Annotated in this window: 26 protein-coding genes; 3 read left to right on the top strand and 23 right to left on the bottom strand. The window is 71.8% G+C overall.

Annotated elements, in window-relative coordinates; genetic code table 11:
• Positions 1 to 19: 19 nt before the first annotated feature.
• From HCA58_RS05175 to HCA58_RS05165, 3 genes are read right to left on the bottom strand one after another with little or no spacing between them, the layout of a single operon-like run.
• Entirely contained in the window at positions 20 to 1,084 is a 1,065-nt protein-coding gene (locus HCA58_RS05175; RefSeq protein ID WP_169596581.1) for a hypothetical protein, read from the bottom strand.
• Positions 1,077 to 5,300: a hypothetical protein gene (locus tag HCA58_RS05170; protein WP_169596580.1), complete on the bottom strand. Its 4,224-nt coding sequence runs from the start codon at positions 5,298 to 5,300 to the stop codon at positions 1,077 to 1,079. Before HCA58_RS05170 ends, HCA58_RS05175 begins: the two co-directional genes overlap by 8 nt.
• Positions 5,300 to 8,131: a hypothetical protein gene (locus HCA58_RS05165; RefSeq protein ID WP_169596579.1), complete on the bottom strand. Its 2,832-nt coding sequence runs from the start codon at positions 8,129 to 8,131 to the stop codon at positions 5,300 to 5,302. Before HCA58_RS05165 ends, HCA58_RS05170 begins: the two co-directional genes overlap by 1 nt.
• A 95-nt stretch (positions 8,132 to 8,226) precedes the next feature.
• Between HCA58_RS05165 and HCA58_RS05160 the strand changes: the two genes are divergently transcribed.
• From HCA58_RS05160 to HCA58_RS05150, 3 genes are read left to right on the top strand one after another with little or no spacing between them, the layout of a single operon-like run.
• Positions 8,227 to 9,078, top strand: a complete 852-nt coding sequence (locus HCA58_RS05160) for an N-acetylmuramoyl-L-alanine amidase (protein ID WP_169596578.1) — start codon at positions 8,227 to 8,229, stop codon at positions 9,076 to 9,078.
• Positions 9,079 to 9,088: 10 nt separating this feature from the next.
• Positions 9,089 to 9,478, top strand: coding sequence for a hypothetical protein (locus tag HCA58_RS05155; RefSeq protein ID WP_169596577.1), 390 nt, complete (start codon positions 9,089 to 9,091; stop codon positions 9,476 to 9,478).
• Entirely contained in the window at positions 9,475 to 9,789 is a 315-nt protein-coding gene (locus HCA58_RS05150; protein WP_169596188.1) for a hypothetical protein, read from the top strand. Before HCA58_RS05155 ends, HCA58_RS05150 begins: the two co-directional genes overlap by 4 nt.
• 46 nt (positions 9,790 to 9,835) lie before the next feature.
• Here the strand turns inward: HCA58_RS05150 and HCA58_RS05145 are convergent, their stop codons facing one another.
• From HCA58_RS05145 to HCA58_RS05050, 20 genes are all read right to left on the bottom strand, one after another.
• Entirely contained in the window at positions 9,836 to 10,072 is a 237-nt protein-coding gene (locus HCA58_RS05145; RefSeq protein WP_169596576.1) for a hypothetical protein, read from the bottom strand.
• A gap of 38 nt (positions 10,073 to 10,110) precedes the next feature.
• The gene (locus tag HCA58_RS05140) at positions 10,111 to 10,461 is read right to left on the bottom strand and encodes a hypothetical protein (RefSeq protein ID WP_169596575.1); all 351 of its coding nucleotides are present in this window, start codon (positions 10,459 to 10,461) and stop codon (positions 10,111 to 10,113) included.
• Between the two features lie 10 nt (positions 10,462 to 10,471).
• Positions 10,472 to 10,903: an HK97 gp10 family phage protein gene (locus HCA58_RS05135; RefSeq protein WP_205807534.1), complete on the bottom strand. Its 432-nt coding sequence runs from the start codon at positions 10,901 to 10,903 to the stop codon at positions 10,472 to 10,474.
• Complete coding sequence (locus tag HCA58_RS05130) at positions 10,903 to 11,172, bottom strand: hypothetical protein (protein WP_169596574.1); 270 nt, start codon at positions 11,170 to 11,172, stop codon at positions 10,903 to 10,905. Before HCA58_RS05130 ends, HCA58_RS05135 begins: the two co-directional genes overlap by 1 nt.
• Before the next feature lie 2 nt (positions 11,173 to 11,174).
• Positions 11,175 to 11,726, bottom strand: a complete 552-nt coding sequence (locus tag HCA58_RS05125) for a hypothetical protein (protein WP_169596573.1) — start codon at positions 11,724 to 11,726, stop codon at positions 11,175 to 11,177.
• Positions 11,723 to 12,505: a hypothetical protein gene (locus HCA58_RS05120; protein ID WP_169596572.1), complete on the bottom strand. Its 783-nt coding sequence runs from the start codon at positions 12,503 to 12,505 to the stop codon at positions 11,723 to 11,725. Before HCA58_RS05120 ends, HCA58_RS05125 begins: the two co-directional genes overlap by 4 nt.
• Before the next feature lie 7 nt (positions 12,506 to 12,512).
• Complete coding sequence (locus HCA58_RS05115; RefSeq protein ID WP_169596571.1) at positions 12,513 to 13,448, bottom strand: PKD domain-containing protein; 936 nt, start codon at positions 13,446 to 13,448, stop codon at positions 12,513 to 12,515.
• Positions 13,449 to 13,576: 128 nt separating this feature from the next.
• Entirely contained in the window at positions 13,577 to 13,948 is a 372-nt protein-coding gene (locus HCA58_RS05110; protein ID WP_169596570.1) for a hypothetical protein, read from the bottom strand.
• A gap of 95 nt (positions 13,949 to 14,043) precedes the next feature.
• The gene (locus HCA58_RS05105; RefSeq protein WP_169596569.1) at positions 14,044 to 14,331 is read right to left on the bottom strand and encodes a hypothetical protein; all 288 of its coding nucleotides are present in this window, start codon (positions 14,329 to 14,331) and stop codon (positions 14,044 to 14,046) included.
• Positions 14,331 to 14,726, bottom strand: a complete 396-nt coding sequence (locus HCA58_RS05100; RefSeq protein ID WP_169596568.1) for a hypothetical protein — start codon at positions 14,724 to 14,726, stop codon at positions 14,331 to 14,333. The genes HCA58_RS05105 and HCA58_RS05100 overlap by 1 nt, the downstream gene beginning before the upstream one ends.
• Positions 14,723 to 15,226, bottom strand: a complete 504-nt coding sequence (locus HCA58_RS05095) for a hypothetical protein (protein WP_169596567.1) — start codon at positions 15,224 to 15,226, stop codon at positions 14,723 to 14,725. Before HCA58_RS05095 ends, HCA58_RS05100 begins: the two co-directional genes overlap by 4 nt.
• Positions 15,223 to 15,753, bottom strand: coding sequence for a hypothetical protein (locus HCA58_RS05090; protein WP_169596566.1), 531 nt, complete (start codon positions 15,751 to 15,753; stop codon positions 15,223 to 15,225). The genes HCA58_RS05095 and HCA58_RS05090 overlap by 4 nt, the downstream gene beginning before the upstream one ends.
• A 146-nt stretch (positions 15,754 to 15,899) precedes the next feature.
• Positions 15,900 to 16,271 carry a hypothetical protein gene (locus tag HCA58_RS05085; protein WP_169596565.1) on the bottom strand — a complete coding sequence of 124 codons (372 nt, stop codon included), beginning with the start codon at positions 16,269 to 16,271 and terminating at the stop codon, positions 15,900 to 15,902.
• 146 nt (positions 16,272 to 16,417) lie between these two features.
• Positions 16,418 to 16,612, bottom strand: a complete 195-nt coding sequence (locus HCA58_RS05080; RefSeq protein ID WP_169596564.1) for a hypothetical protein — start codon at positions 16,610 to 16,612, stop codon at positions 16,418 to 16,420.
• 114 nt (positions 16,613 to 16,726) lie between these two features.
• Entirely contained in the window at positions 16,727 to 17,740 is a 1,014-nt protein-coding gene (locus HCA58_RS05075; protein WP_169596563.1) for an N-6 DNA methylase, read from the bottom strand.
• Between the two features lie 93 nt (positions 17,741 to 17,833).
• Positions 17,834 to 18,127: a hypothetical protein gene (locus HCA58_RS05070; protein WP_169596562.1), complete on the bottom strand. Its 294-nt coding sequence runs from the start codon at positions 18,125 to 18,127 to the stop codon at positions 17,834 to 17,836.
• Between the two features lie 32 nt (positions 18,128 to 18,159).
• On the bottom strand, positions 18,160 to 18,471 hold the full coding sequence (locus tag HCA58_RS05065; protein WP_169596561.1) for a hypothetical protein: 312 nt from the start codon (positions 18,469 to 18,471) through the stop codon (positions 18,160 to 18,162).
• Between the two features lie 208 nt (positions 18,472 to 18,679).
• Positions 18,680 to 19,006, bottom strand: a complete 327-nt coding sequence (locus tag HCA58_RS05060) for a hypothetical protein (protein ID WP_169596560.1) — start codon at positions 19,004 to 19,006, stop codon at positions 18,680 to 18,682.
• A 184-nt stretch (positions 19,007 to 19,190) separates the two neighbouring features.
• Positions 19,191 to 19,682 carry a hypothetical protein gene (locus HCA58_RS05055; protein ID WP_169596559.1) on the bottom strand — a complete coding sequence of 164 codons (492 nt, stop codon included), beginning with the start codon at positions 19,680 to 19,682 and terminating at the stop codon, positions 19,191 to 19,193.
• Between the two features lie 8 nt (positions 19,683 to 19,690).
• Positions 19,691 to 20,518 (bottom strand): hypothetical protein, encoded by an 828-nt coding sequence (locus HCA58_RS05050; RefSeq protein WP_169596558.1) that lies wholly within the window; start codon positions 20,516 to 20,518, stop codon positions 19,691 to 19,693.
• Between the last annotated feature and the right edge of the window lie 11 nt (positions 20,519 to 20,529).

Raw genomic sequence — 20,529 nt, 5'->3', positions numbered from 1 at the left:
GGCAGATGCTGCACTGGCCTCACAGCTCACCACCATCCGTCTCCGGATACGCCCGGCGCAGCGTGTGCCGCATCGCCCCGCCCGGCATCAGCGGCATCGACCACCCCGTCTCCAGCCACAGCGACCCGTCCCACCGCACCACGTCATACCCGTCGTGCCGCGGGTCCGCCGGGGTGCTCAACTCCACCGACTCGTACACCGTCTGCTGGATCCCCAGCGTCCGCGCGTACGCCGTCACCGCCGCCTGCGACGGCAGCTGCGCCTCCACCACCTTCGGCAGCACGAACCCCCGCTGCGCGATCGAGTGCGGCGCCGACGCCGGCACGTCGTACACCCCCACCACCGGCGCGACGTCCGCCCCCGGGTCGTTGCTGACCACCACGAACCGGTTCGGAGCGGTCAGCAGCTCCGACCCGCGCGCCACCGAAGCGCGGATCACCCGACGCGAGGCGTCCAGGTCGATCGTCGGCGGCTGGCTCGCCGGCTCGAACGCCCGCATCAGCCGCAGCCGGCCCGCGTGGTTGAACCACGGCAGGAAGAAGCCACCCTGCCGGGACAGGTCCCGCAACGCCATCCCCCGCGTGTTGCCCGGCGACCACGACGACACGGACGTCAGCTCCGTCCAGTCCACCCGCACCTCGCCGATCGGCAGCCCAGCCAGCAGCCGCAGCACCGCCTGGTCGACGCGCTGCCCGGCCCCCTCGAAGCCCGTCTCCAGCTCCTGGTCCACGACGAACATCTCGTCGAACAGGACCAGCGGTGCCGTTGACCCCGTCGACGTCTGCAACTGGGTGGCGTCGCCCACCATGTATCGGCCCAGCGGGTACGCCCGCCCGCCGACGACCATCGAGATCGCCACCCGGTCGGTCAATGGCCGCAGCCGGCGCGCGTCGGCCACGCCCAGCGTCAACGACTCCACCCGCCGCACGATGATGCCGGTCACGTCGTGGATCAGGCTCGGGACGCTGTCCCGCAGTGGCGTCACCGGCCCGCGCCGCACCCCGGTCCGCCCGTCCACCAGGTCGAACCGGTACGACACCGACCGCTGCCCGACCCCGGGCGGCAGGTCGAGCGCGTCAGGCACCGCAGATCCCGACACCGTCCACCTCCCACGTCGCGCCCGTCACGTCGTCGAACACCGTGGTGCCTTTCGGCTGCGCCTCGAAGTCCGGACCGACGATCAGCGGCCCGTCGACCCCGTTGCGGACCTCCACCTGCGACACCGTGACGTCGCCACGGGCGCTGACCTCGAAGAACCCCGCGTCCAGGTCCAATGGCTCCGGGAACCCCTCCACCGAGACCCCCGCCCCCCACGTCACCCCGTCCAACGACGTGTAGAACGTCACCTGGGCCTGGCCGTCACCGGCGTCCTGCTCGTACACCGCCCGCAGCCAACGCCGCTGGTTCCGCACCACCCCCAGCTGTTCCGCCGGAACGCACGCAAAGAACAGGTCGTAGTCGAACACCTCGAAGCAGGCTTGCACGTCCGACCAGCGCACGTTCCAACCCGACGAGATGTACTCCGGGTTCGTCGCCGACAGGTGCTCGACCCGCACCTCCCACAGGTCGCCGGTCGGGCGCACCTCCACCCGCATGTCGACGTCGGCCATCGGCTCCCGCACCTGGAAGCTGTCGACCTCCACCCGGCCGTCGATGTTGCCGTTCCCCGGAGCCAGGCCGGCCCCGACGCCGGTCAGCCCGGCCGCCGACAGCGTCCCGTCGACGGCCTGCACCGTCCACCCCGGCCAGTAGCTATCCGGGGCGTCCTTCCACACCGCCGCCCGCAACACTTCACCCCGGACCTGCATTCGGAACCAGTACCAGTCACCGGCGGCGACCGGCACCTCGTCGCCTCGCCAGTCGTACGCCGTCACCAGCTCCGCCAGGACAACCGGGTCGCCCTCGTGCAGCATCTCCAGGCCGACCTCCACTGTGCCGTCCGGAGCGAACGCGAGCCGAGCCGTGTACCCGTTCTCGTCGTCGGTGTGTCGGCCGTGCAGGTACGCGAGGATCGGCTCCCCTCCAGGGGCCTGGGTGATCCGCAGCCGCGCCGTCACGTCGACGTCCCGCATGGCGGGCCCGGTGACGACGTGCTTGTCCACCGGCTCCGGCCCCACCCCCGCCTCGTCGATGAACAGGCGATGCGACTCGGGAACCTCGTCCGGCAGGTACACATCCCCGCCCACCAGCGCCGTGTCCTCGACGGCCGTCGAGGAGTACACCAGCTGCACCCATGTGTTCGCCGGCACCGCCGTCGGGTCGCTCTCGTCCAAGTCCAGCAGGTCGCCCTCGGCGTCGTACCAGTAGAGCGACAGCACAACGTCGCGGGACGCCTCGCACCGAACCCACGCCGCTATCCGCCACGTCGCGCCCGGCACCCCTCCGGGACCCGGATCGCACTCCACGAAGATGTGGGTTTGGATGCCGTCAGGTATCAGCAGGCCCGACGCCACACCCTCGTGGGCCTGCTCAGTCGATCGGACGAACTCCGCGTCGGTAGGCGTCCAACCGTCTACATTGGCCTCGAAGTACGGGTTCGCGTTCACCACTGTGGCGAGTTGGATCGCCCCGACGCCGCCGGTCACCGATAGGTCCTCCGGCGGCCCGGACGCCACCGTCCATGGGTCGCCGGGCAGGTCCGTCGACCCGAACCCGCCCGGCGGCACCTCCCGGTCGAACTGGTCGTCGACGGCCAACGGGTGCCAGCCGACGTCGACCGGGGTGTCCGCCGTCGCGTACACCTGCCGTGTGCGGCCCTCCGGTCGCAGCCCCTCGCACGGCGGTGGCCCACCGTCGACCGGCGCCGGCGTGTCCGCCACCTCCACGATCGTCACCTGCGCCAGCTGCATCTGCCCGCGCTGCGGTTTACGTCGCACCGACCCGGACGGCACCAGCAGCGTCGCCAGCCACCGGTTGTCCAGCTCGTCCCGCACGCACACGTATGGCACCTGGTCCCAGGCCAGGTCCCGCAGGCTGCGGAATCCCCGGTCGAGGGTTTGCGCCGGCACCGCGACCGCGTTCACCAGCACCGTCCGAGTGAACTCCACACCGCCGCGTTCCAGCGGGCGGAACGCCGCCCGGAAGTCCCGGCCGTACATGGCCTGCAGCTCGACGTCCCGGGCCTCCGGGAACGTGAACTCCTCCCCCGGACTGCGGTCCTGGTTCGTGACGTACGCCAGGTTGCTGCCCGGGTTGTGGTTGCTCGTCAGGATCAGCACACCAACATCGGCGCGCGGCCCGGTCACCCCGGGCGCGGGGATCGTCGCCACGACCGGCATCGACCAGGGCCCGGGCACCCCGATGCGGTGCACCATCCGGATCCGGTACCGCGACTCGACACCCACCCGCGCCTCGTAGTCGTCAACGGCGGTGACGTTCGGCGCGGCGACCCGCGCGATCGTCTCCCACTCGTCGTCGTCCACCGTGTCGTCCTGCCGCTGCACCTCGTAGGCGCCCCACCCGGCCACGACCTCACTGTTGATCGCATCCCACGTCAGCTGGTGATAGCGGATGCCAGTCGGGATTCCATCAGACTGCCGGCCGCACTGGTCGTCGACGACCATGAGCGGCTGCACGGCCAGCTGCACGACCAGGCCGGTCACCTCGTCCATCTCCCGGACCAGCATCAGCGCCAGGTCCGTCGACGAGTCGTCGGCGTCGTCGATGGTGGCGTACGCCTCCGCCCCGCCGTACGTCGCGTCGCTGATCGTGGTCGGCTCTCCGCTACCCGGCTCGGCGTCCGCACCGAGGACCTGCCAGGGAGCCTCGTCGTCAGCGGAGCTGGAGATACCCCACCACGTCACCTCACCTTCGCCGGCTGTCTCCACCGGCGGATCCAGCCGCAGGGTGACCTCCCGCCACCCGTCGGCGACCTCCGGCAGCGCCTCGAACTCGTCGACACTGATCGCCGCCGAGGGGCCGAGGCTCAGCCACGGGTCCGCGGGGTCAGCTTGGGACACGTGCAGCGGCTCCCGGGTACCAGGGAGGTGCCTCGCGTAGAACCGCACCCACACGTACGTGCCGGCGGTTTCGTCGACGATCCGCTGCACGAGATCGCCGGGGAAGAACCGCTGGGACACCGTGCCGATCGCCTGCGCCAGATAGACATGCGAGCGGGTGTCGGCGTCGCCGGGTAACGGCGAACCCGCGTACATGACGATCGCCGGCAGGTCGTTGACCGTCTCCACGCTCGGGACGGCTCCCTCGCGGAGCGTCTTGCGGAGCTGCACTCCCCGCAGGCTGGGCAGCGCGTCGACCGTGCCCAGCCGGTCGACCGGCACCGGCACCGTCGACGCCACGGACAGTTGCCCAGAGTGCGCCCGGCCGACCGTCACCGCGTACCGGTCGCCCTCCCACATGGACACGTTGGAGCCGTAGTTGTACATCTGGAACATCGGGATCTCGTAGTACGCCCCGCCCTGCTGGCCGGCGCCGTCGGAGATGTCCACACCGCCGCCGCCAGCCCGGTTCTCCTCCCCGTACGTCACCTCCAACGCGAGGTAGTGCACCTGAAACTCGGCATCCGCCGGCACCGACCCGGCGGCCTGGAGCCGCACGTTGATGTTCGTGCCGCCAGAGGCCGCCCACGCCGTCAGCCCGGACGTCGGCGACGAGCTGCCCGCGAACGTGTACGGCATCCGCCACTTTGTGGTCAGCGGCGTCGCCGCAGTGCTCCACCACGGGTTGAGCTCGCCCAGCCGCGACCGTCGCACCTCGGTCACCCCGTCGTGCAGCGCCGGCCCCGTCAGCGTCACGTCCATCGGCCACACCACACCGGCGGACGGCCGCTCCAGGCCCAGCGTCACACCCTCGGCGAGGTCGGCGAACGGGCCCGACATCACGTACAGCACCGACACGTCGAGGATCCGCCGCCGCCACAGGGCCGCCTGCGCCGCCGCGCTGGTCGTCGCGAACCAGAACCGGGCAGCAGAGTCCGGTCCCGTCAGGGTGATGTGCCGCGCGTCGGACGCGTTCGCTACCGCGTCCGACGCCGATGTTGCGGAGCCGGCCAGGGCCGCACCGGTCAGCAGTCCCGCAGAGGCGCAGGGGATCACCAGCCGCCGCACCGGCCCGGTGCCGGCGACCAGGTCCGACCGGTACAGGTTCACCAGCAGCTCGGTGCGGACCGGCCTGCCCGGCGGCGTCGCCGTCGACCGCAGCCACACCCGGTCCACCTGCTCGGTGGCGGCTCGGAACGTGTATCCAACTTCGCTGGCAGTGTCCAGCACGATCGGGGCCTTCACCATCGGCGCCCACTGCATGCCCAGCACGTACGGCCGGTCCGGGTTGTACTCGCCCATCAGATCGTCCTCACCGTCGTGGCCACGGACCGCCTGGCCAACGTCTCCAACACCCCGTCGCCGACGGCCCGCCCGGTGTCCAGGGCCTCCTGCCGGGTCGGTACGACACCCTCGAACACCACAGAGATCGCGCCTCGGTCGAACGTGATCGGTGTCCCGCCCCGGCCCGCCTCGCCGGCGAGCAGCGACAGCAGCCCAGACTCCTCGGCGAGCTGTCGGGCCCGCCGGGGCCGGGTCAGTGGAATGACCACCTCGTCGCCGGCCTCACCGCCGACAAACAGCGTCGGCCGGCGCAGGATCGCCCCGTTCGCCAGCATCGGGATTCGCGGCAGCGAGCCAGGCAGCACCGCGTCGACCCGCGCGATACCTGAGTTGATCGCCCCGATGATCCGGTTGAGCTGGTGCCTGATCGTGTCCGAGATCGCCGACGCGATGCTGCCCAGCGACGGCACCTTCCGCAGCCCGTCGACGAGCTTCTTCACCAGCCCAGAACCGGCGGACAGGAACCGGCCGGCGTAGGCGGAGATCCGGCCCGGGATGCCCTGGATGTACGACACGATCGAGTTGAAGCTGTTCACCGCCGCAGTGCGGCCGGCCGCGACCGCGTTGCTGAACGTCGACTCGATCCGTTGTCGCAGGCTGGACAGCGCCGACACCGCCCGGCCGGGCAGCGCCATCGCGTACGACACCACCGCGTCCACGCCCCTCAGGAACGCCGCCGCCGCCACGGTCGCCGTCTCGCGGAACAGGTCGCGCAGCCGGCCCGGCAGCGACGCCAGGAACCCGGCGATCTGCCCCGGCAGCACCGTCACCGCGTAGAGAATCAGTCCGATCCCGATGCCCAGGGCCTCCAACGCCCGCCCAGCCGCGTCCGTGAACAGATCCCACAGCAGTCCCGGCAGCATCGACAGGAACGCGCCGATCTTGCCGGGCAGAGCCGCGAACCACGTCGCGATCGACTCGAAGAACCCCTGCACCGCCTGCGATGCCTTCGAGAACGCTCCGCCGATCGCGGACCCGACGCCCGCCCAATCAATCGCGGTCAGCCAGGCGGCGACCTTGCCCAGCCACTCGGCGACCCCGGACAGCGGGGACAGCAGCCACACCAGCGCCGAGGCGATCGCCGACACCAGCGGCGCGACGGCTTTCGCCGCGAGGAACCCCACGAGCACCGCCGCGACGCGGATCAGCGGGGCGACCAGGGCGACCGCGACGGCGGCGAGCTGCGCCACCAGCTCGATCAGCGGCGTGATCGCCACCAGGATGTCCACCAGCGGCGGCAGCAACCCCACGACCGTCGGGATGAGCGGCATCAGCGCCTGCACGACCTGGACGATCAGCGGACCGAGCGCGGTCAAGATCGGCGCGAAGGCCGAGCCCAGGGCGGCGACGACCTTGCCGAGCGGCGGGCCTAGCCGGGTGAACAGCTCGGCCAGCAGCCCGGCGACCGGCGCGAGGACCGCGGTGAGGGTCTGTCCGATCTGGAGCAGCACCGGGGCCAGCGCGCTGACGATCGGCGCGAGGAGCGGCCCGAGCGCGTTCAGGACCGTCGCCAGCGGCCCGACCAGCATCGTGATCAGCTCACCGATCACCGGCAGCAGCGGCGCCACGGCGAGAGCGATCGACGCGATGACCTCACCGATCAAGCCCAGCGCCGGCGCGAGCGCCTGAATGCCGACGGACAGTGCCTCCATCACTGGGCCGACCGCACCGGCGATCGCCGCGAGCGCAGGCCCGAGGGCCGTCACCACGGCCTGCATCGCGGGCACGATGGCCTGCGCGATCGACCCGAGGGCCGGCACGACCGACTCACCGACGATCGACAGGAGCGTCGTGAACACCGGCCCCAGCCCGGCCGCCAGGGTGCCCAGCGTGTTGAACACGCCGAGCAGTGCGCTGCCACCCTCCGCGGTGGCGAAGAACTCCCGCACCCTGCCCGTCACCTCGACCAGGCCGGCGAGCAGTCCTCCGGTGGACGCCTCCGCGGCCGCCTTCAGAACGCTGGTGAGAATCGAGCCGACGTTCGCCGTCAGCTTGCCCAGCTGACCCATCACCACACCGGCGCGGTCGATCGCCGCTACAGCGGCCCCGCTGTCGGCCATGGCCGACAGCCACGTGCCGAACCGAACCGCGGCCTCACCGGCGAGTTCGGACACCCGGCCGATCGACGGCAACGCCACCGCGGTGATGTCCCGGAACCCGGCCAGCAGCGGCTTGATCGATGTGGCCAGGTTCCCCACCGACAGGCGGGCCGTGTCGAGCAACCCGGACAGCACCTGCACGGTGCGCGTCTCGCGGGAGAACTCCAGCACCGCCCGCGCCGCCCGCCCCCATTCGGCGGCCACCCCGGCCAGGCCGGTGCGCAGCGGACCAGCAAGCACCGACGCGGTCGCGGACAGCTGCCCCACTAGCTGCGCGCTGAACGCGTCCTGCGCGGCGACCCGCACCTCGGACAGCACCGGGTAGATGGCCCGGAACTCCCGCACGAGGCGCTGCGCCTGCGGCGACAGGTCCTCGATCGCCTTTTCGAACTTCGCCATGTCGTCCTCAGCGGCGGCGGCGAACGCCTCGCCTAGGCCGCGGGTGGCGACCATCAGCGCGCCGAGGGCGGCACCGCCGACACCGGCCGCCGCCGGGAGGGCGTACAAGGCGCCACCGACCGACGCCAGCGACCCGATCAGGCCGACGATCTGACCCGACGCGGCGGCGGCGGTCGCGCCGACCGCCGCGATGCCGCTGACCTTCAGCGCCTTCGTCAGCCCCGCTCGTAGGTGCGGCGCGAAGCGCGACACGTCGCCGACGATCTCGATGTACGCCCGCCCCAGAGCCACACTCCCAGGCTATACGGCCGCGATGAGGCATTGCGGCCGTATAGTCGGACCTACCGTCCCCCGACGGCCAATCGACGCTGCCGGGAGGGTAAACAGTGGACATCATCAGCCGCGCCGAATGGGGCGCCCGACCGCCCGAAGGGCGCGACGTCACCACCTGGTCGAAGCGGACCGTCTTCATGGGCCACTACTCGGCGGCCAGCGCCAGCCAAACCCCCCGTCAGATCCAGGACTTCCACATGCGGGAACGGGGTTGGGCGGACATCGGCTACAACTTCCTCATCTCGTCGACCAGCGGCGCCATCTTCGAGGGCAGAGGCTGGTTGACCATCGGCGCACACTGCGCCGGCCACAACACCCCGGCGATCGGTGTCTGCATCATCGGCGCCGACAAGCCCGATGTGCAGGACGTCTCCGACGCCGCCCGCCGCTCCTTCAAGTGGCTCTACGAGGAAGCCAACCGGCGCAAGGGCAGCAAGCTGACGCTCCTCGGCCACCGGGACCGCGGTGCGACCGCCTGCCCCGGCAACGAGATCTACTCGTGGCTCAAGGCCGGCCTGCCCATCATCGGGGAGCCGGCACCGGCCCCCAAGCCGCCCGCCGGCAGCAAGCCCGCCCCCGGCACGCCGCTCCCGTTCCCGCTGCCCGCCGGCTGGTACTTCGGGCCCGCCTCCGGCCCCGACTACTCGGTGTCCGGCCTGTACGAACGCTACTTCCGCGGCCGCACCGACCGGGCCTGGCTCAAAGAATGGGCCACCCAGCTCGGCCGGCGCGGCTGGAACGTCGGCAAGGGCCGCCGCTGGCTCAGCCAGCACGGCAACGACGGCATCTACGGCCCCGAGTACCGGGCGTTGGCGTTGGCGTTCCAGGCTGACCAGCGTCTCCGCCAGGACGCGCTGATCGGCGTCAACACGTGGACGGCCGCCTTCAACAACCCGGTCACCTGATCGGCCGCCCATGGCACCCGAGGTGATCCTCGCGCTGCTCGGCGGCGGGTCGATCGCGGGAGTCGTCATCGACCGTCTGGTGACGTGGCTGGTCGGCCGGCGCAAGGAGCGCATCTCGCTGGCCGACCAGTCGACCCAGATGGCGGAGCGTCTGCTGGTCCGCATGGACGCACAGCTGGCCGGAGCCGAAACGAAGCTCCAGCTCGCCGAGACGCAGATGGCGACCCTGAACCTGACCATCGCCCAGCTCCGCGAGGAGCTGGCCCGCACGAAGAGCGAGGTCGCCCACCTGCGCGCCGAGCTGCGCACCCGCAAAGACGTCTCCGCTGAGCGTGACCGCCTTCTGGTCGAGAACGCCCAGCTCAAAGCCAAGGTCATATCTCTTGGAGGGCAACCATGACCGCTCCCACCCAAACCCGTCACCCGTGGCGGGCCACCGTCCGCACCATCTTCGCCGTCACCGTCGCGCTGCTGTCGCTGCTGCCGACCATCGCCGTCGCCGGAGGCGTCGACGACGTGCCGGCCGTCGCGCAGGTCCTCGGCGTCGCCGCCGCGGTGACCCGCGTGCTCGCGCTGCCCGGCGTCGAAGCGTTCCTCCAACGGTTCCTGCCGTGGCTGGCCAGCGCCCCGGCCGGCAAGGAGCTGCCCGAAGAAGCCGACCGGCAGGCCCTTCCGCCGCGCACCACGTTCCGGAACGACGACGTCCACTGACCGCGCCGACACAGCGAGGGCGACCCCACCGGGGTCGCCCTCGCCGCTATCCGCCTACCGACCGCCGCATCCCGCCCAACGCCCGCGCGAACGACTCGTCGGTCTCCTCGTCCGACCACTCCGGCCGGTCGTCCAGCTCCTCACCGGCCGGCGGCGTCTCCATCGCCTGCCGGAACTTCGCGATGTCCTTCTCGGTGCCGCCGTCGACCCACCAGGCGTAGATGACGTCCAGCAGCGACGGCAGCGGCAGGTCCAGAGGCTCCCGGCCGGTGCGCAGCAGCATTGTGCCGTGGAACTCGGGCCAGCGTTTGACCGCCAGGGTCAGGAGTCGCTGCCCGACCCAGTAGGGCGGCCGGACCACTCCTCACACATGTACTCGAAAATCGCCATGGCGTCGGCGAAGTCGAAGGTGTCCGTCGTGTTCAGCAGTCGCCGCCGGAACACCGCCAGGCTGGCCGGGTCGAGGGTCTGCTCGAAGAAGTCGAGTACCGCCGCCACTTGATCGGCCTCGGTGCGGCTTGACGACGCCGCCGCCATCAGGTACGCCAGCTGGGCGTCCTTCGGCGCCCGGCAGGTCATCTCCACGTCGTCCAGCTTGAATGGGACGTCCGGTAGCTTCTTGCCGTCGCTGGTGGCCTGCGCCGTCTTGGCGCTGGTCGTGAACTCCCTCATCGTGTCCTCCCTATCTGCGGACGAGCCGGAACCCCTCCTGGCGCGCCACGTCTTCCATCGCCTCCCGCAGCCACGGCTGCGCCTTGGTGCCCGGGTGGTTCACCAGGCTGGTGAACACCACCTGGCCGCCCGCCTCAAACCGCAGCACCCCACCCGGCCGCCGGGGCCGGATCACATGCGCCGCGGTGCCGTCGTGCACGGCCGCCGCGTACTCGGCCGTGTTCTCGACGAACCCGTAGACCCGGCCGGCCCGCACCCCGACCTCCTCGCGGTGCGCCGTCCGCAACCGGCCGGTGTCCACCGGGCAGGTCAGCACCGCCCGGGTCCGCACCCGCCTCGCCACGCTGCGGATGAACCGCACCACCGGACCGACCGGCCCGTACAGCAGCCGCCGGATCTCGCCCGCGTTCAGGTCGATCCGCACGTCAGTCCGCACCGCCATCAGCGCCGCCGTGACCGTCTCGCCGGCGGCGGCTCGTCGCCGGCCGGCGCCGCGTCGACGTCACCGGCCGGCAGGCCCGGCGGCACCTCCTCCACCACGGCGGGCGGTGCCGCCGCCGGTGGCTCACCGTCGTCGACGACCTCGTAGCGGCCGGCGTGGACCAGCTTCGCCAGCTTCGGCGTCCAGTGCACTCCGTGGCGCACCTGCCCGTCGGCGACGCCAGGCATCGCCGTCAACGCCCGCACCGTCACCCGCTGCCCGTCCCGCATCGCTACGCCTCCTCGTCGACGCACACGCAGATGTTCGTCATCACCGCGACCAGCACCTCCTGGCCGACGCAGCCGCCGGACGGGCCGACGCTGGACTGCTCACCGATCCACACCGACTCGACCCGCTCAACGTTCTGGAGCTCGCACAGCACCGCCCGGCGGATTCGGCCCGCGTCGTCGGCCAGCTCCGCCGCCGACCGTTCCAGCTCGACAGCGGTCGGCGGGTTCCCGGCGTCGTCGATGGTCGGCGCGCACCGGGCGGTGCCCGCGCCCAGCTCCACCGCCCAGAACGCGCCCGGGTCCGCGCCGTCGTCGAGGGGCGTGCCCCGTCCGCCGGGGAACTCGCCGGGCAGCACCGGGTAGGTGCGCACGATCCGCACCCACGCCTGGCCGTCGCAGCACGAGTCGATGGCCACGTCCCGGCCCGGCACCACCGCGCACACCGCCGGTGCGCCGCCGAGCGCGTCGACAAGCGCGTCGCCGACCAGCTCGCGCAGCTTCACCGCGACAGGCCACGCCACCTCGTCGGCGACGGTCAGCGCTGGCTGCGTCACGACGTTCGCCTCCTGCCCCGGTCCAGGTCCGGTGACCACACCACCGAATCGCGGGGCAGCCGGTGCGGGTTCACGATCCGCAGCCACTGGTCGACCTCCGGCAGCCCGGTCATGCCGTCCTTCACCAGCTGCGACGGGTCCGCGAACGTGGCCTGCACGCCTTGCCGCACCACCGACTGCACCCGCCTCGGCAGCCGGCAGGTGCTGTCGTTCGTCAACGCTTTCGCCACCTCGCAGGCGTACTGCCCGGCCGCGATCCGCCCACCGGGCGGCACCGGCACACCACGCCGGTACGTGACCGCCCACGCGCCCGGCTGGTCGTCGCCGACGGTCAGGTCCTGCGTCCACGGCCAGCCCTCACCGTCGACCCGCACCAGCCACCGCCGGTCCTGCACCACGTACGCCTCGGCGGGCACCACCTCACCGTCCACGACCACCTCGGTGACGTCGTGGACCGGGCCGACCAGCGACACCTCGGCCGCCTTCGGCACACAATCGCAGGTGTCGAACCCGACGCAGCCGCACCACGCCACCGCGAGGCTGCCGTACGGCAGGGTCAGCCACGGCTCCCGCCGCAGCCACGCATCGTAGGTGCCGCGCCGGCACGGCCGCACCGTCGACGGGCACAGCCCGTACCGGCGGCCCGACAGCGCCCACAGGACCTCCGTCGCCAGGTCCGTGGCCGCCTCGCGGACCGCTTGGTCCGTAGTGTCCCAGCCCTTGCAGTAGGCCATGTTCAGGGGCCAGTCGCACGGGGCGGACCGCGCCGGCTGCGTCACCGCAGCCTCAGGAGGCCGGGGCGACGAACGACAGGAACCGCTGCGCTCCCGACCTCGTCTGCGTCACCGTCACCAGGTACGTGCCCGGGTTCGCGTACTGGTGGCTCACCGAGGCCGCCTCGGCCGGCCCCGCCGACGAGGTGCCGTCACCCCAGTCCACCGCGTACTCGTCGCCGGGTGCCGCCGGCACGTACGTCGCGGTGAACTCGGCGGTCATGTTCGTCTCGTCGCCGTCGCCGGCGGCCACGGTGCCGTCCGGCGGCCGCGGGGTCAGCCCGCACGTCGGTGCCGGCGGCGGCAGCAGCGTCCAGTCGAGGTGCAGCAGGTCGTCGTCGCCCATCGGGTCGGCCAGCGGCGCCACGCCGGTCGTCCGCAGGTACACGTCGTACGGACCGACAGCCCACTCCGGGTTCTCGATCGCCTTACCGGTCAGCGTGAAGCTGGCCGCCCCGTTTTCGATCGTGAAATCCCCGATCATCCCGTCGATGATCTGCGGCAGCAGGAAGTACCCGAACCGGGGCCGGGCCATCGTGCCGCACCGCTTGAGCTGGGTGCCCGACCACACCTCCAGCGCCACCGCCGCGTCGAGGGTCAGCCGGCTGGTGATCCGCATGCCGGTGGCGTTGCCGTCCTCGTCGAGCACCACCGGTTGCCCGGTGAACAGCGTGTACAGCTCCGGGTCGACCCGCCCGCAGGTGACGGTCACGTTGTACAGCTTGATCCGCCGCCGCGCCGGCTCGTACACCAGCCGGTCGCCGTTGGCGTCCTTCTGGTCGATCTCCTCGCCGTCGTCGACCTCAGCGGCGTACTCCACCGAGATGAAGCCCTTCGACGTGACGTGAACCGGCCAGCCTCCGGCACCCAAGATCGGGTCACCGCACGCCCCGAGCTTCGTGGCCCGGAGCATCTTCCCCTTCACGGGGGTGTCGCACACCGCGGACATCGGCACATCCTCACCAGGAGAGTCCCATGCCCGGCCCGCAGCCAGCGGCGAATACCCCGCCAGCGTAGCCGAGAGGGCGCTGGCCCCGGGTGGGACACAGCGCCCTCTCTCGGCGTCGCCTGCGGCGGTTACTGCCGCACGGCCGGGTGGGTGCCGAGCACCAGGTCGCGGAGCAGTGCCTCAATCCGCGGGGCGTCGTCGTGCGGCACCCGGAACGCGATGGTCGTCGCGCCGGCCACCACCGCCACCGCCGTGTGCAGGCCATCGCGCTGCGCCGCCACCGACTGCACGGCCCGCATGGCGAGCATCTGCCGGCCGCGTTCCTTGAACCGGGGCCGCGCCGCCGGCACCAGCAGCGACAGCGCCACCGTGTAGATGGCGAGGATCACCAGCAGCACGTCAGCCACCATCGTGCGTCCGGGCTGGCTCCACTCGATCCGGTCGGGCCAGATCGCGACCCGCGCGTTACGTCCCGCGACATGGCTCTCGAATCGTGCCAACGCCTCCATGTTGGTCCCTCCACAGTGAACGGGGCCGCACCCTGGCTGGGCGCGGCCCCGATCCTAGACCTGCTGGCACAGTGCCAGCCGGGCCGTCAGGTCAGCTGGCGGCCGTCGATCACCTCCAGCGTCGCGCCCAACTCGGCCACCTTGGCGCGCACCTGCTCGGCCACCTCGTCCCAGGCGCCGCCTGTCAACACCGTGGCGACGCGCTGCTCACCCTTGACCCAGGTGACCATCACCGCCGAGTCGACGTCGAGGACCTGGCCGGTCCGCTCGCACGTGATCTGCCGCTGCACCGCGTACAGCAGCGTCTCCCGGTCGAGGTACTTCTCCCGCTCTTCCTCGCTGTCGGCCATCAACGCCTTGAGCACGTTGTCCATCAGCGCCTCCCCGTCGGCGTCAGCCACGGGCCGACCGGCTTGACGGCACGCGCCCGGCAGCCCACGCACAGCGGCTGCTCGTTCACGCCCACCGCCACGTCGACACGGACCGGCGTCGTCGACGGGCAGCCGGCGCAGCGCAGCTGGAGCGTCCGGGTGATACGCAGGCCCATCAGCAGCATGCCGCGGGGCACGAGGGTTTCCCTCGGCTGCCCACCGCCGACCGGCCGGATCACCAGGTTGACGGTCGTCGGGAAGTCCCGCACGTTCTGCACGTCGGCGATCTCGACGACCGTCCCGAACAGCAGCACCTGGTCGCGGCGGACCAGCTCCTCGGTCCGGATCGGGTGGCCCTGCCTCGGCTCCGGCGTCGGCCTCTGGCTCGACTCACTCATGCTGCCGTTTCCTCTCCTCGGGCCAGCCAGCACCAGCGGGCCTCCACGTCGACCACCAACTGCTCCGTCATCTCGGCCCACACGTCGGCCGGCAGCGTCGCCAGGTGGTGCCACCGGCCGCCCCGGGCCGCGTAGACGTGCAGCGCCCCCATCTCGTGCTCCCACAGGTACGCCCACCCGTCGCAGGTGGGCGTACCGCCCAGGTCACCGGCCACGGCCGGTCCGGGCTCACCGGCGTGCGCCGCGAGGCCCAGGCCGCGCACGTACGCCCACTCCGGCCGGCGCTCGGCGACGGCCGCCTCCGGCCACGGCATGTACGCCACCGTCGACCAGTCGCGGCGCAGCAGCGCCTCGACCATCGCCGCCGTGTCCCGCCGGAACTTCGCCGCCCAGATCACCCGCAGCTGGGCGAGAGTCCCGCTGGGCTGGCCCTCCAGGGCGACCGGCCGGGCCCGGAACCGTCGGGCTCCGGGCTCAAACCTTCCGACCAGCGCGTTCATCGCGCCGCCACCTCCTTGATGTGTTCCCGCACTGCGGCCATGTGCTGCCGGTAGTCGGCCGCCCGCCACTGCGTCGAGTAGCCGGCCTTCTGCACCGTCAGCACCTCGTCGAGGCGCAGGCTGGGCAGCTCATGCACCGACCAGCACGCCCACGGCCGCCACCGCTTCGGTCCGACCTCGGGGAACACCCCGAGGTAGACGTGCAGCCGGTGGCCGCCGAACAGGTACGCCCACTCCCGGTCGCCCGCGTTCTCGGTGGTGATGTGGCCGCGCAGCGGCTCACCGTCGGCGGGGCTGGGCACGCCGACGAGGTGCCCGGCGATGCCGGTTCCCGGCAGGGCGTACAGCCGCGACCAGTCGGAGCGCAGCAGCTCGTCGACGGCCGCCTGCACGTTGTGCCCCGACAGCTCGTGCACCAGGGCGGACAGGGCGGGCACGACCATCGTCGGGCAGGCGTCGTGCTGGACGTGCCGCGCCTGGTAGAAGCCGCCGGCACCTTCGGTGCCGACCAGCGCGCGTAGACCCATGTCAACCTCCACGTGAACTGGGTCTTGCTAGGACAGTTACCTTGCCGTTGTACGGCCGCAGTCGTCAATAGAGGCCGGACAGCGAGAGCCCGGCTAGGGACTCCGCACCGGGGCCGGGCGACCGCCCGGCCCCGTCTACGCAGTCACTAGGCGCGCTTCGGGACCGTCACCACACCGATCCACTCGCCCCACCCGTCCAGCGGGCCCGTCTCCGCCTTTCGGAACACCGCCACGGCCGGGCCGCGCACGTCGAAGCCCTCGCGCAGCAGTACCTCGACCGCCCGGCGCATCTCCTCGACGCTGTTGTCCTCGCTGCGCAGCTCGATCACCGCCTGCGACACCACCACCGGCCGCGCGTCGCACTCGTCGGCCGGCTCGTCGGCGTGCAGGCAGCGACCGCCGTGCGGGTCGGCGATGTGCGCCCGGCAGTGCAGGCAGCGGTCCTCGCCGTCGTAGCAGGCGCCGCCCGGCCTGCACTCCACGGCCCGCAGGCCGCGCTTGATCGTGTGCTTGCCCATGTTGACCTCCACGTGAACTGGGCTCTGCTCTGGATACGTACGGCCGCCTTCGCGGATTGCGGCCGTAGGTATTGAAGCCGCGCTAGGGGCTCCGCACCGGGGCCGGACATCCGGCCGGCCCCGCCCACACAGCCACCAGGTGGCCGCTACGCCGCCCTGGCCACACCCTCGAACTCGGCCGGGCCGTGCTCCTTCTTCCGCCACACGCCGGCCACGTCTCGGTGCAGCTGGAATCCGGCCTGCTCCAGGACCGCGAGGATCTGGCTGGCGGTGGCCATGCCGTCGACCGCGCGCACCTCGACGTGCACCTCGAACGCCTCGCTGGGCGCTGCGTCGCTCATCTCAACCTCCACGTTGGGGCGTTCAGGACGTACAGATACATTGTATGCCACCGCGCCCCGTGCGTACACAAAATATGTACGCTCGGGCTGTGTAGCAGGTCACACATGCGCAGGTCAGAACAGGCGACCCTGCCGATACGCCGCCTCCGCGTCGAACGTGGACGAGGCCGGCGGCGCAGGCGGCGGCGGGGGCGGCGGGGGCGGCGACTTCGGCGCAGCCTTCCGCATGTGCCGCTCCAGCGCGCTCTCCGGCGTCGGCAACCCCAGCACGTCCCGCACCGCGCGGATCTGCTGGGCCAGCCGCCAGGCCCGCCGCATCTCATCGATGGCGATCTGCCGGGTCCGCAGGGCCTCGTGCATCCAGGCGTCCAGCAGCCCGTCACCGCAACCGACGACCACCCGCCAGCCCAACCCCCACAGGTGCATGTTCACCGCGCACAGCGCCGCCGCGAGGGGGTCCAGGTCGTTCGCCCACCACTCGCACGTCGCCGGGTCGAGACCCTTCTCCCGCATGGCCCGGGCCGCGCCGAGGAACATCGTGCCCGTGCCGGCACACGGCTCCAGGACCCTCTGGCCCTCCTCCGGCCCCGCCATCCGGCCGATCAGCTCCGTCACGTCGACCGGCGTCAGGAACTGACCGATGCCCTTCCGCCCGCCGTGGCTCTTCATCTGCTGGAGCAGGGTCCCCAGCAGGTCGTAGTCACCCCACCCGTCCGGCCCGAACCGGCCGAGCACTCCGCGCCGCAGCGCCGCCTGGCCGACCGCGTGCACGGCCCGCTTCGTCGTCTCATCCGGCTCGTCCTCGGTCCACTTCCACAGGTGCATGGTCCGCGGGTTCAGGTCGGGCCTCAGCGCCGCGAACTCGCACCACAGCCGCTGCGTCAGCAGCCAGAAGCCCTCGTGGTCCAGGCGCTCCGCCATCTCGCCCACTCGGGCGAGCTGGTCGGGGTCCTCCGCCTCCCGCGCCAGGATCGCCAGAACAGCCGCCACCGACATCGGCACCTCGACCCGGGAGCCGCCATACCGGCTGTGCCATGCCTGGTCGACCGCCTCCGCGATACCCCGCGCATGCTCTCGCGGGTCTGACGGCACGGCGTTCGCGCGCCGCGCCACCGTTGTTGACGTCATCTCTCCTCCACGTGAACAGCCCGCCGGCTCCCCGGCCGGCGGGAACGGCAGCGCCCCCGCAGCCAGGGCGGCTACGGGGGCGCTCGGTGCGGCTCAGCGCAGCCGCAGCACCTGCATGTCGGGCACGCCGACCACCGTGGGGTGCGACCAGTCGTAGAAGAACAACCGCACGCTCTCGCCCAGGTCCTCCTTCACCGCCACGGCGTGCGCCTCGGCGTACACCTCGGTCCAGTCGACGCGCGGGGCGCGCTCGTGCCGGCGCTCGGTCAGCGCCGCCAGGTCGAACGACACCACGTCGCCGTCCTCCACCTCGGACAGCGCCGCCGGCTGCCACTGGTCGGCGGTCGGGATCTGCTCGAACATCTCGTCTCGCATGGCCACGGTCACCTTCGGCTCCTATCTCTCGTCTCTCGGTCTGGTCAGCAGTTGCCGCACACGCCCGACGCCGGCAGCTCGCAGAAGCACGAGTCGCACAGCCGCTTGCGCACGGCCGCGATCTCGCGCCGGTTCGCCGCCGCCTGCTTCTCGCGCTCGGCCCGCTCGCGCTCGGCCAGCACCCGCGCGTTGTGCTCGCGCGCCGCCCGGTTGTAGGCCAGGCGGGCACGCTCCTGCTCCTCCGTCTCGCGCGGGAACAGACCCTCGCCGGCCACCAAGCGCTCCCGGAAGCCCGCCGTCAGGGTGTCCAGGGCGGCGATCGTCCGCTGCATCTCGTAGCTCAGCTCCTTGGCCATCGGGCACTCCTCACGCAGTTGGGCGGCTTGCTGTACATATTCATTGTATCCGGACACCAGGCCGGCGTACATATTTTCTGTACGTTGGGGCCGTGGAACGGGTCACACAAACACCGACGCCCCCGCGCCGCGTGGCACGAGGGGCGTGGCGCCCACAAAGAACGCGCGCCAGCCGGGGCTTCCCCCCGGCCGGCGCGCGTCGGATTACTCAGGCCGCCCGGTTGGCCTTCACGCTCTCGACGACGAACGCCAGGGCCGTCCGCCGCTCGGCCACCTTCATAAGCGCCGCGTCGACCGCCGCCGCCTTGTCGCTCACGCCGGCCAGCAGGTCGCCGCGCACCGACGTCCGCAGGTCGCCCGCCTTCGCGACCGCCACGGCGCTCGCGGTCGCCTCGGTGAGCTCGGCGGCCTGCCGCTCCAGCTCCCGCTCGGCCTCGACCAGCCGCACGGTCAGCTGGAAGACCAGGCCGCCCCGCTCGGCACCCTCAGCCTCGACGCCGAACTCCGCGAGCAGCTCGTTGATCCGGTTCTCCATCTCAGTCCCTCCTAATGGGGTGGCGCGTTGTGTACATACTCATTGTATGCGCCAGGCACTCCGCCCGTACATATTTTTCGTACGGATGGGCTGTGGAGCGGGTCACACGAAAGACGCCGCCCCGCCCGGCCCACGGAAAAGGGACTAGACGGGGCGGCGAGCCCGAGGCGTTGGGGTCAGCCGGTCAGCGGCTTCGCGAGGACCGCGACCGGGCAGCCTTCACCGGCGGCTGGGAGGAACGGTCCACCGGCTCGGCGTCCACCTCGGACACGTCGGCCCCGGCGACGGCCGACACGCTCTCTCCGCCGGGCACGTCGGCTCCAACTACAGCCGACCCGCTCTTCCCGCCGGCCTCGTCGGGCACGTCGGGCACGTCGACCCGGGCGTCGGCCGACACGCTTTCTCCGCCGGCAATGTCGGGCACGTCGACCCCGGCGACAGCAGACAGGCTCTCCCCGCCGACCTCAACCGGCGCGCTCAGGCTCGGCTGCACCACCCGGCTGTCGCCGGTGCCGAGCACCAAGTCCGCAAGGTCGTCCGGCACCTCGAACGCCAAGCCGAGCGCTCCGTCCGTGGTTGTCCGCACCTCGTCGTGCCGCTCCGCACTAGCCGCGTCGAGCAGCTGCCGTGCAAGCCGCTCGGCGTCATCCCGGTCCGTCGGGTAGATCAGCGCCATCTCTCCTCCTACGCCGGCACGCCCGGCAACTTGACCTTCACCGCCGCCACCGTGCAGCTCCAACCCACCGTGTAGAACCGCTCGGCGACCGCGAACACCTCGTTGCTCGTGCGGTTCAGGGCCTCCGGCAGCCTCGGCAGGAACACCGCCGACCTGCGCACCATCACCGGCCCGGTCCCGTACAGCCACGCCTCGTCCTCGTCCGGCGCCGCGTTCCCCGGCCCGACGCCGGTCGTCTGCGCGAACGCGAACGGGTTGCCCAACGGCGCGACGAGCCGCGGCCCCTCCAGCCGGGTCAGCGACTTCGACACGAGCCAGCCGGCCGTCCACCGCGGAGCCCACAGCACACCCAGCACCCCCGCCTGCTTAGCGATGTGCGACTCCAGCAGCCCAACGCCCGATTCCAGAGCGACAGGCGCGGCATCGGAGTCACCGAGCACCAGCGTGCTGGCCGCTGCCAGGTGCGGCGTCGTATCAGCCTCGCCGGTCCACACGTAGTGCTCCAGCGACTGCTGCTCGACCAAGCCGATCGCCCGCCGCGCTCGCTCCAGCAGGTCCGGTCGGGCAGCCGACCGGCCCGTCAGACCCGTGTACAGCCGGATCACGTGGGACTGCACCAGCGGAACCCCGTCGGGCAGTTCCATCGCCTCGCGGTCGAGGTCGGACGCCGCCGCCGTGTTCGTCGGCGCAGGCGCGTCGACGCACTGCGGCTCCCACTCCACACCGGCCTGGAACTCGCGCTGGTCCGCCGGGTCGACCACGGCCGCCGCCGAGAATAGGCCGTACCGGTACGGCGTCGCCGCAGGGGCGTCGACGTACACGAAGGGCTGAGTCACCCGCCACCTCC

It is taken from the genome of Micromonospora sp. HNM0581 (genome assembly GCF_012726175.1).
Classification (GTDB): domain Bacteria; phylum Actinomycetota; class Actinomycetes; order Mycobacteriales; family Micromonosporaceae; genus Micromonospora.
This window is presented reverse-complemented; position numbering and strand designations above follow the sequence as displayed.